Source organism: Halosolutus sp. YCN4 (assembly GCF_059736495.1).
This window is the reverse complement of record NZ_JCASSM010000002.1, coordinates 833,592-843,550: the sequence shown is the minus strand read 5'-3', so window position 1 is coordinate 843,550 and position 9,959 is coordinate 833,592. Positions and strand designations below refer to the sequence as shown.

The window sequence follows — 9,959 nt, the reverse complement described above, 5'->3', positions numbered from 1 at the left end:
CCCGGTGACGAGCGCGTAGCAGAGGCGTACACGCCGATGAACGCCACGAGCAGGCACTGACGGGTGGACCCGAGACGCGGCGAGTCGCTCCGCCCCTCACATCGCGGAACGCGATCGAATATACACCCTAAGGGTGTGATTTCACTCGACCGGGCGGATCAGCGATCAGGATATACACCCTAAGGGTGTATATCATGACGAGGGGAACCACCCGCCGACGATAGTGGTGCCAGTGGTACCGGTCGGGGTCGATCCTCGAACGGAGTCGTCGCCAGCAATCGGGGCCAGCGGCCGCCAACGGGCCGTATACGCATAGTCAGGCTTATAAGATCCCGGACGGAAGAGTCGATCGGATGGCTCCCGAATACGGGTGTAAGGTCGACGCGACGATCGATCGCTACGATCTCGAGACGGCCGATCCTCGCCACGAGTCGCTACACGACGGCCTGCTCGCGCGCTGGACGGGGGACGACGGACACTCCGCGGTCGGCTATCGACGCCTGACCGAGTGGTTCAACAAGCGACTCCTCAAGCGAGTCTACGACGAGCACGGGCGGGAGGCCCACGAGGCGCGGATCGACGCCGACTACGAGGCGTTGACCGGCGACGACGACCTGGTCCGCGAGGAGACGACAGAACGGCTCTCGGCGACCGGAATCGACGGCGAGGCCCTCCTCGAGGACATGGTGTCCTGGGGGACGATGCGGACCCACCTGAACGACTGCCTGGCGGGGAGCAAAGATCGATCGAGCGCTCGCACGGACTGGGAGCGCGACAGCGTCGCCGTGGCCCGGCAGGTCGTCACCGAAAAGGTCGACGAGGCGCTCTCGTCGCTCGCGACCAAGGGCGAACTCGCCGGGACGGACTCGTCGTCCGTCGAGGTCCAGATTCACCTGCGATGCGACGAGTGCCCCACGCGAGTTCCGCTCGAGGTGGCCCTCGACCGCGGCTACGTTTGCGACGAGCACAGCGAGACGAGCGCGAGCACGGAGACACACGCATGACCTGGGACGTCGACATCGAGAACATCGCCGGCATTTACGAGGGCAGTGCACGACTCGAACCCGGACTGAACGCGGTCAAGGGATCGAACTGGCAGGGAAAATCGAGTTTCATCGAGGCGCTCAAAACCGCCCTCGGAACGGCGACGACGCTCACCGAAGGGAAAGATCACGGGCGCGTCCACCTTCAGACCCCCGAAAAGACCGTCGACGTCGAACTCCACCGGAGAAACGGCGTCGTGAACGCCGAGGGCACGCCGTACCTCGAGTCCAAGTACGACGTCGCCCGGACCGCGCTGTTCGCCTGTCTCGGCGAGCGAAACGAGGTGCGCCGGGCCGTTCGCTCGGGGGAGAACCTGGAAGACGTGTTGCTACGGCCGCTCGACTTCCAGGACATCGACGCACAGATCGCGGATCGCAAGCGCGAGCGCGAGCGGGTCGACTCCGAACTGGCACAGGCCAGGGAGGCGCGCAAACGGCTCCCCGCGATCCAGGAGCGCGTGACGCAACTCGAGAACGACGTCGAGGACCTCCGCGATCGCCGCGAGGAACTGGCGGACGCCGCAGGCGACGTGGACGCGGACCAGCCCGATTCGGTCCAGGGCGAGTTGAGCCAGGCCCAGTCGGAACGCAGTCAGGCGAAGAACAAACTCGAACGGCTCACGCAGACGATCGACCGCATCGAGACGCGCCTCGAGGATCGTCGCGCGGAACTCGACGACATCGAGATCGAGGACGACGGTACCGTCGAATCCGAACTCGAGGCGGCCCGCGAGAACCGCCAGGAGGCAAAGCGGGTCCTGGAGGTGTTGCAGACCGTCTACTCGGCCAACGAGATGGTTCTCGAGGAGAACCGGGTCGATCTCATCACCGACGTCAACCGGGAACTCACCGGCGACGCCGTCGTCTGCTGGACCTGCGGGACGGACGTGGACCGGGCGGCCCTCGAGGACCGACTGGACGCGCTCGGGGAGAAGATCACCGAGAATCGAACCCGGCTGGAGACCCACCGTGACCGGGTCGAGGAACTCGAGGCGCGACGGGAGGAACGTGCCCAGGCGCGGCGGCGAAAACGGGACCTGGAGACCGAAATCGAGGACCTCGAAGAGAAACTCGCCGATCGACGACAGAGTCTCGAGGAGACCCGTGACCGCTTCGAGCGTGCGGACGACCGCGTCGAGCGGCTCAGCGAGACGGTCGACGAGCAGGTCGATCGGCTCACCGACGTCGAAAGCGAGATCAAGTACCGGGAGGCGGAACTGGAAGACGCGCGGAACGAATTCGAGGAACTCGAATCCCGGGCCGACCAGATCGAGGTGCTGGAAGACGAGCGGGCGGCGATTCGGGAGGAGATCGAGGACCTCCGCAACCGCAAACAGGAGATCAAACAGCAGGCACGAAACGAGTTCAGCGACTCGATCCAGGAGATCAGCGAGCGCTTCGAAACCGGATTCGAGTCGGCACACCTGACCCGCGACTTCGACCTTGTGGTGGCCCGCGAGGGACGCGAAGCGGACCTCGACGCGCTCAGCGAAGGCGAACTCGAACTGATCGGGTTCATCGCCGCGCTCGCGGGGTACGAGTCGTTCGACGTCGACGAGGCAGTGCCGATCATGCTCGTCGACGGCGTCGGGAGCCTCGCGGACGAGAACCTGCGGACGCTCGTCGAGTACCTGAACGAACGGACGGAGTACCTCGTGTTCACCACCTATCCGGAACACACGACCAGCGACGGGCGGACGATCGATCCGACGGATTGGTCGGTCGCGAGTCGCGAGTCGATCGACGCCGACTGATACGGTTTACTGTAAGTCATTTCCGGCGCAACCGTGATCCGAGCGGCGGTTGCGCCGGTACATCGGTACAGCGATCCGTATGACGCCGTCGATCCGATACCGAGTCGTCGCGAGGGCCGTCCGTGCTTTCGATAGCCCACGAGAGACGCCGCGAGCAAAGCCTTTATTCTCGTCTCGGGGGAACGAACGGTGTCGAATGACATCCGATCCCAACGACGTGATGGACATCGGTAATCGGCTCCTCAAGCAGTATCCGAATGCGTTCACGGCCGAATTCAGCGCGAACAAGCAGGTCGTCCGGAACACGACCTCGGTCGGTTCGAACCGCCTCCGGAACCGCGTCGCCGGCTACATCACCCGGCAGAAACAGTCGAAGTGACTCCCCGCGCCGGTTTCGTACGGGTCCGGGAACGCCCGTCGTGCGTCGTAGCACGGGCCGCGGCGTGCGGTCTCATGAGTCACGGTCGAACGGGACGCCGTCCTCGCTCGGCAGGAACTGGAGAATGTTTTCCGTCCCACCGATTGTATGGTGCTAGATAACAAGCCGATATGGTCGCCCGCGCGCTCGACCTCGAGTGCGAGCAGACGCGGCGGGTGCTGAACGAACTCGGGAGTATCGGATTCGTCACCGTCCGACTGGGCGATTCTTGCGACGACGTGACCGTCTCCGATGTGGCGAAGCGGATTCAAGACGAGCGAACGACGGGCGAGTGACGCGACGGGGTCGAAACGCCGAGACGTTCCGCGTCCCGGGCGGGACGTACCCTCACCGATCGATCCGCGAGACTCAGGCGGTAACGTGACCGCTCGCGTGAGAACTGGTCAGCGAAACGCGATAGTACTCGGTGAACTTGACCACGTCGTACTGGGCGAGTTCCGCCTCGACCTCCGCGTCGACGGCGACGGGGGTGCCCTCGGAGACCACTCGATAGAAGCAGTCCCTGGCCCGCTCCGAGAGTTCGTCGATGTGTCGAACGTCGAGCGACGAGGGTATCGATTCGATTCTGGTAACGGTGACTCGAGAACTCATGCTACTTGCTACCACCCACACAGATTCGGTCCCGGTTAATCAAGATACCGGCGCCGGTAACCGATCGTAACCGTCGTCGGACTCGGTCGTGCCGATCGACGGACGGGAGGGCACCGAATCCGGTCAGTACACGGAGAGTAGTGAATGCGTGTACGGCAGTGGCCGGGACGGGTACTGGCCGCGATACGATGGTCGGCCAGGGGGTCGCGATCGAACTGTCCCGGACGGGAACTCGCACGGCGGGTCACGTCTGTGATCGTCTGGCAAACGTTATTGTGTTTGGCACGCACACTCACACAGAAGAATGCTCGACGACTCGGAGCACATCATCAGCGTGGGAGATACGCTTCTCGAGCGGTATCCGGACGTCTTCTCGGCCGATTTCGAGGAGAACAAGTCCCAGGTAGAGAAGCTCACGGACGTCGAATCGAAGCGCGTTCGAAATCGGATCGCCGGCTACGTCACTCGAAAGCGCGACGACGGCCAGTGATCCGACGGTCGCGTCGACGGCACGAACCGAATCGACAACCATGACACGGATCGGGTCAACAGACCCCGTCGCCACGCGCGCGGATCGACAGACCCCCTCGCCGCCGCGTGCGACGCGGTAAACGGGAGAAACAATTATCCGTGTGTATACGGAGCGTATAGTCAATGGCCACGATCAGGATACGGGAGTGGACGAAAGCGCAACTGGAGGAGATCCGGGACGCGGAATCGCACTCGTCGCACGATTCGGTCATCAAGTCCCTGCTGAAAGACCACGAGTTGGCACAGTTCGCAAACGCCACCACGTCGACCGAGGAACCGGCGGAACCTGAGTCGTTGCCCGGAGAGAAGGCGTTCGACGATTTGACCGTCTTCGACGAACTCACGACCGTCGACAGCGGGGTCCTGTTCCTCTGGTGTCCGAACTGTGGCAAAGAGATGGCCCACCTCTCCGTCGAGAACCCGTTGCGGATCCCCGTCTACGAGATGGAGTGTCAGCGCTGTCTCACGCACCTCGACCACCACGCGATCGTCGGCATCGAGATCGGGTATCCGATCGAAAAACGGCTCGTCGAGGAGGCGCTACAGGACGATCTCAAGACCTGCGTGATCGACTACTGGGATCGCAAACTCGAGCACCTCGCGGTGGAGGTGACCGACGACGACACCGATCTCGAGCATCTCGTCTGGCAGTTCGGACAGTACGTTCGCGACTTCGACTGGGACTGGCCGGCGGACGTCCCGGTCATCGGCGTCGAACCCGGCACGACCTACCGGGACGAGATGACCGGGGACGTACTCGAGGTGATCGAACGCGTGACCGACAACCGGAACGAACTCGACTCCTACCGGGTCCGGCGGTCCGAGAGCGACAGGGACCGATCGGAGACGGAGATCATGGGGACGGGGACGCTCATGCCGCTGCTCCTTCGCCGAAGCCTCTACCTCGCGGAGGAGGCGGACGAGCCGTAACGCGCCCGTCGTCGACTCGATCGGGGCGGCCGGTCGCACCGCGTACTCGACGCGTTCTTACGAGGGGTCCGAATCGCGAGTCACGCGCTCCAGGTCCGCCGGCCGATCGACGTCGCGAAGAACGCCGGGATCCCCCGTCTCGACGACGGCCGCATCGGACGCCCGTCGAAGGACGTCGCGGCCGCCGACGTCGCCCGACACGGACTCGAGCGCGTCGAAGTGCCGGGAGCCGAACAGGACGGGGTTGCCCCGGGACCCGTCGTAGCCGGCCGCGAGCACTGACCCGTATTCGCGATCGTACGCAGCGACGAGGGTATCGATCGTCGCGGGAGCGACGGACGGCATATCGCCGAGCGCGAAGAGGACCGCGTCGGCGCCCGTCTCGCGAGCCCTCTCGACGCCCGCCCGAACCGACGTGCTCTGCCCGCGCTCGTAGTCGCCGTTGCGAAGGAATCGGACCTCGTCGTCGTACGCTTCGAGCGCCGCCCGAACGCGATCGGCGTCGTGGCCCAGGACGACCGCGATCGCGTCGAGTCGGGAGTCGACGAGCGTCGCGACCGCGTGTCGAACCAGCGGGCCACCGTCGAGGGGGTCGAGTAGCTTGTTCGCCGATCCGTACCGACTGCTGGTCCCCGCCGCGAGGACGATCCCCTGGACGGCGGCGTCCGGGTCGGTCTCCGCGACCGGCGGTGGGTCGACCACCGGAAGCGTCTCCCGGGTCATTCGAGCACCGGATACGGAACGACGTCGACGTCCGCGCCCTTTTCGAGCGGTTCTCGAGTGACGACGAGTCCGTCCGCGCGACTCGCGCGCGTGCTCGAGGACAGGACGCTCGGATCGAACTGCTCGTCGTACACCCGGAGCGGCGAGTCGCGATGGCCGAGCGGCATCGCTCGCGCCCCGTCGTCGCCCTCCGTCAGCAGGACGGGAATCGCGTAGTCGAAGCCGTCGGGCCCGAACGAGACCGATCGGTCCATCGTCGCACGCACCGTCGGCGTCGTCGCGTCCCCCGTAAAGAACGGGCGCATCACGAGCGTCGCGACGGTGTGCGCGCCGATCGGTTTCCCCGGGATCGCGAACGCGACCGCGTCGTGGTCGGGTACCTCCGCGAGCGCGATCGGCTTCCCGGGCCGGAGCCGAACCCGGTGGAAGCGAACCGTTCCGAGCGCGTCGAGCGCGCGGACGACGTGGTCCTTGTGGCCGACGCTCGTTCCGCCCGTCGTGAGCACGACGTCGTACTCTGCCGCGAGGCGATCGATCGCCGACTCGACGCGATCGTACTCGTCCGGGACGGCTCCCTCGACCGTCGCCTCGTGGCCCCACGAACGCACGAGTCCGGCCAGCATGGGCGAATCGAGGTCGCGGGATCGATCCTCGTGGATCTCCGTGCCCGTCGCGAGGAGCCCCGTCGAGAATCGGTCCCTGACGCGGAGTCGATCCCGTCCGAGATCGCCCAGGAGTATCGCGTCTTTGGCCGAGAGCCGTTCCCCGCTGTCGACGAGGACCTCCCCCTCGCTAACGTTGCTCCCACGCTCGTAGGTGTACGTGCCGGGGGTGAGATCCGGACCGCGTAGCGTTCCGTCCTCGACGACGGCCGCTTCCCGTTTCAACACCGCGTTCGCCGCTTCCGGGATCGGTGCACCCGTCGCGACGCGGACCGCCTCGCCGGACGCGATCGACGGCGGTTCGGCCTCCGGATAGACCTCCCCCTCGACGATCGAAAGCGGGTACGGGTCGGTCGCGTCGAACGCGAACCCGTCCATCGTCGCGAAGTCGCGCCCGGGAACGTCCCGATCGGCGACGACCGACTCGGCCGCGACGCGGCCGGAAATCGACTCGAGGGGGACCGATTCGGTTCCGAGTGACGGCAATACGTCGCGTCGGACGGCACGCACCTTCGCCACGGCGTCCTCGCGCCAGAGCAGGTCCTCGTGATCGTGTCCCATGCCCGTCCGTTTCGAGACGGTCGTAAAAATAGTGTTCCCCGGGCAGGAAACCGGGAGCCCCGGCCCACTGGTGGGGAGAGACGCATCGATCGGATCACCGCCCGTCGCCGATCGCATCGGGCGGGAACTCGACCCGATCAGGGACGGTCAGTACTGCTCCTGGACCCTGTCGATCTGGCACTGGACGCAGCGATCGTCCGCGAAACACCCGACGCTGTCGTACGGGCAGTCGTACGCCTCGACGTCGACGGAGAGTCGGCGTTTCGCGTGGCGCCACTCGCTCGCCCAGTCGTCGATGTCCATCTCGGTCGAAGTGAAGACGACCTCGTCGTCCCGATCGACGATCTTCACGGCGGTGGCCGACGGGACCGCTTCTTTCGCGGTCTCGATCGCGGCCTCGTACGACGAGCACCGGATTCGCTCCCGACGACCCTCGTCCTCGAGGACGAGGACCGTGATCCGCCCGTCGTAGGATTCGGTCGGTTCCAGTCCAGGCGTCATACGCGATACGCAGCGAGAAGCACTGAAAAAACTCCCTCCTTACGCGGCCGATCGCCGAGGCGTCGGCGGGACAGGTCGGCCAGCGGTTCGGTTAGGTCAAAATAAATACTTTTCACTCAAGCAACCAGATTCCTTAGAGAATCAGAGCGTAGTTTGCGAGTCATCGAGGACGACATCGTCGACGGCCACATGCCGACTGTTGTTCCGGTTTTCCGGCGATTCTGTGCCAGAAGCGCAGGTGTCGGAGAGTGGAGTGAGACGAACGACCCTCCCACGCCGTCACACGCGAGAGATCGACCCGAATTGGCCGAGAACGACACTTCGTCCGGGAAACGATCGAGTTCGACGGTCAATATCGATCGGCGACGACGTCGACCGGGTAGGACGATACTATTTATTATTAGATATGAATTTATATTTGGTAGCTTAGCGGGTTCGAACGCAGTGGCCGAGACGAACACCTCGACGTCGGTTCCGATCGTGGAAACCGTCAGTCACGTATTAGTAGCCGTTGTTCGAACGCGAACGTATGAACGGTCTCCCGATCGACTGGTCGCCTGTCCACGGACGATGAGCGGGTACTACCGACGCTATCTGCAGGTCCTCGTTCGATTCCTCCCCGTCGCGATCGCGTTCCTTCGCGATCGGCATCGGTTCCTGCTGTTCGGCCCGTCCCGGTCGGTACCTACGGAGGTCCACCGTGCCCGTGCCGAGCGGCTCACCGAGACGATGCTCGACCTCGGGCCGGCGTTCATCAAGGTCGGGCAGGTGCTCTCGACGCGGCCGGACATCGTGCCGCCGACGTACGTCGAGGTCTTCGCGACCTTGCAGGACGAGGTTCCCGAGGGGGCGGGCGGTGATCCGTTCGCCGTTCTCCAGGCGGAACTCCGCAACGACATCGACCTGGAGTCGGTCGAACCGGTCGCCGGCGGCTCGCTCGCGTTCGTCTACACCGCCGACTACGATGGCGATCGAATCGCGCTGAAAGTCCGTCGGCCGGGGCTCGTGTCTCAGATCGAACGCGACCTGCGGGTCATCCGGGGTCTCGTGCCGCTGCTCGCGACGTTCGCCGACGAGCGCCAGCGGTACTCGCTCGAGAACGCGGCGGACGACTTCGAGGAGATCATCCTCGGGGAACTGGACTTCGAGCGCGAGGCGACGATCATGGAAGAGATCGACGCCAACTTCGCCGACGACGATCGGATCGTCGTCCCGGACACCTACGACCAGTTGTGCTCCGATCGCGTGGTGGCGATGGAGTACGTCGAGGGACGGAAGATCACCGACGACGACGCGCTCGCCGACGCGGGGCTGGGACCGACCGAGATGGCCACGGTGATCGCCCGGACGTACCTGAAGATGGGGCTCGTCGACGGGGTGTTCCACGCGGATCCACACCCCGGCAACCTCGCCGTGACCGAGGAGGGACGGCTGGTCATCTACGACTACGGCATGAGCCAGCGGCTCTCGCAACAGGAACAGGAGGACATCACGAGCCTCTATCGCACCCTCGTTCGCCGCGACGTCGACGGCCTGTTGAACACGCTCGTCGCGCTCGAGGTCCTCGAACCGACGGTCGACCGGGCCGCGGTTCGGCGGGTGATCGAACTGGTGATCGACAACCTCGAGGGCCGATCGGACGTCACCTGGCAGTTGATCATCACGGAACTGCTCTCGATGCTCCACGACTTCCCGTTTCGCATCCCGCCGAACGTGATGTTGCTGATGCGGGTCGGGACGGTCGGCGAAGGGGTCTGCCGGAGCCTCGATCCCGAGTTCGACTTCATCGCCGTCACGCGATCGTTCCTCGTCGACCACGGGTTCATCGAGAGCGAGTTCGAGGTGCTGTTCGAGGACGTCAAACGGGACCTGCGGGAATCGGCACCCGTCCTCGCGCGGGCACCCGCCCGGTTCGACGCCGTGTTCGGCCAACTCGAGCGCGGCGAACTGGTGGTCAGGACCGAGCCGGTCGAACCGACGGAGGGCGGCGATCCGGGGGTCGGCTACGCCGTCCTGGCCGGAGCCCTGTTCGTTTCCACCGCCGTGCTGACGTTTCACGCCCAGCCGTACGAACTCGTCAGTCTGGCCGCGGCGCTCGTCGTCGCGCTCCAGTACGTTCGAACGCGCCGATCGAGCGGGCGCTGAGTCCCGTCAGCAGTTCGACCCGGAATCGACCCCCGATGCCGACGGGAGACCTTCATAGTCGTCGTGACCGTACGTTCAC

11 protein-coding genes are annotated in these 9,959 nt (G+C 65.0%); 7 read left to right on the top strand and 4 right to left on the bottom strand.

Translation table 11 applies throughout. From position 1 onward, the window contains the following. Nucleotides 1-353 precede the first annotated feature (353 nt). The 4 genes from rdfA to AC6I6X_RS10450 all read left to right on the top strand — a co-directional run bounded on the left by rdfA (nt 354) and on the right by AC6I6X_RS10450 (nt 3,511). Nucleotides 354-1,004 carry a rod-determining factor RdfA gene (gene rdfA / locus AC6I6X_RS10465; RefSeq protein WP_497930449.1) on the top strand — a complete coding sequence of 217 codons (651 nt, stop codon included), beginning with the start codon at nt 354-356 and terminating at the stop codon, nt 1,002-1,004. Further along, nucleotides 1,001-2,797, top strand: a complete 1,797-nt coding sequence (locus AC6I6X_RS10460) for an archaea-specific SMC-related protein (RefSeq protein ID WP_497930448.1) — start codon at nt 1,001-1,003, stop codon at nt 2,795-2,797. The genes rdfA and AC6I6X_RS10460 overlap by 4 nt, the downstream gene beginning before the upstream one ends. A gap of 196 nt (nt 2,798-2,993) precedes the next feature. Then, the gene (locus AC6I6X_RS10455; protein WP_497930447.1) at nt 2,994-3,176 is read left to right on the top strand and encodes a 30S ribosomal protein S17e; all 183 of its coding nucleotides are present in this window, start codon (nt 2,994-2,996) and stop codon (nt 3,174-3,176) included. 170 nt (nt 3,177-3,346) lie between these two features. After that, nucleotides 3,347-3,511 carry a DUF8073 domain-containing protein gene (locus AC6I6X_RS10450; protein ID WP_497930446.1) on the top strand — a complete coding sequence of 55 codons (165 nt, stop codon included), beginning with the start codon at nt 3,347-3,349 and terminating at the stop codon, nt 3,509-3,511. Nucleotides 3,512-3,584: 73 nt separating this feature from the next. Here the strand turns inward: AC6I6X_RS10450 and AC6I6X_RS10445 are convergent, their stop codons facing one another. Continuing rightward, on the bottom strand, nt 3,585-3,827 hold the full coding sequence (locus AC6I6X_RS10445; protein WP_497930445.1) for a DUF7979 domain-containing protein: 243 nt from the start codon (nt 3,825-3,827) through the stop codon (nt 3,585-3,587). 304 nt (nt 3,828-4,131) lie between these two features. Between AC6I6X_RS10445 and AC6I6X_RS10440 the strand changes: the two genes are divergently transcribed. Together AC6I6X_RS10440 and AC6I6X_RS10435 are read left to right on the top strand one after the other, a co-directional pair. Beyond that, nucleotides 4,132-4,317, top strand: a complete 186-nt coding sequence (locus AC6I6X_RS10440; RefSeq protein ID WP_497930444.1) for a 30S ribosomal protein S17e — start codon at nt 4,132-4,134, stop codon at nt 4,315-4,317. 164 nt (nt 4,318-4,481) lie between these two features. Continuing rightward, nucleotides 4,482-5,288 (top strand): hypothetical protein, encoded by an 807-nt coding sequence (locus AC6I6X_RS10435; RefSeq protein ID WP_497930443.1) that lies wholly within the window; start codon nt 4,482-4,484, stop codon nt 5,286-5,288. 57 nt (nt 5,289-5,345) lie between these two features. Here the strand turns inward: AC6I6X_RS10435 and AC6I6X_RS10430 are convergent, their stop codons facing one another. The 3 genes from AC6I6X_RS10430 to AC6I6X_RS10420 all read right to left on the bottom strand — a co-directional run bounded on the left by AC6I6X_RS10430 (nt 5,346) and on the right by AC6I6X_RS10420 (nt 7,735). Further along, nucleotides 5,346-6,011 (bottom strand): nucleotidyltransferase family protein, encoded by a 666-nt coding sequence (locus tag AC6I6X_RS10430; RefSeq protein ID WP_497930442.1) that lies wholly within the window; start codon nt 6,009-6,011, stop codon nt 5,346-5,348. Then, nucleotides 6,008-7,234 carry a molybdopterin molybdotransferase MoeA gene (locus tag AC6I6X_RS10425; protein WP_497930441.1) on the bottom strand — a complete coding sequence of 409 codons (1,227 nt, stop codon included), beginning with the start codon at nt 7,232-7,234 and terminating at the stop codon, nt 6,008-6,010. Before AC6I6X_RS10425 ends, AC6I6X_RS10430 begins: the two co-directional genes overlap by 4 nt. A 147-nt stretch (nt 7,235-7,381) precedes the next feature. Then, on the bottom strand, nt 7,382-7,735 hold the full coding sequence (locus AC6I6X_RS10420; RefSeq protein ID WP_497930440.1) for a hypothetical protein: 354 nt from the start codon (nt 7,733-7,735) through the stop codon (nt 7,382-7,384). Between the two features lie 570 nt (nt 7,736-8,305). Between AC6I6X_RS10420 and AC6I6X_RS10415 the strand changes: the two genes are divergently transcribed. Then, on the top strand, nt 8,306-9,880 hold the full coding sequence (locus AC6I6X_RS10415; RefSeq protein ID WP_497930439.1) for an ABC1 kinase family protein: 1,575 nt from the start codon (nt 8,306-8,308) through the stop codon (nt 9,878-9,880). Nucleotides 9,881-9,959: the final 79 nt, after the last annotated feature.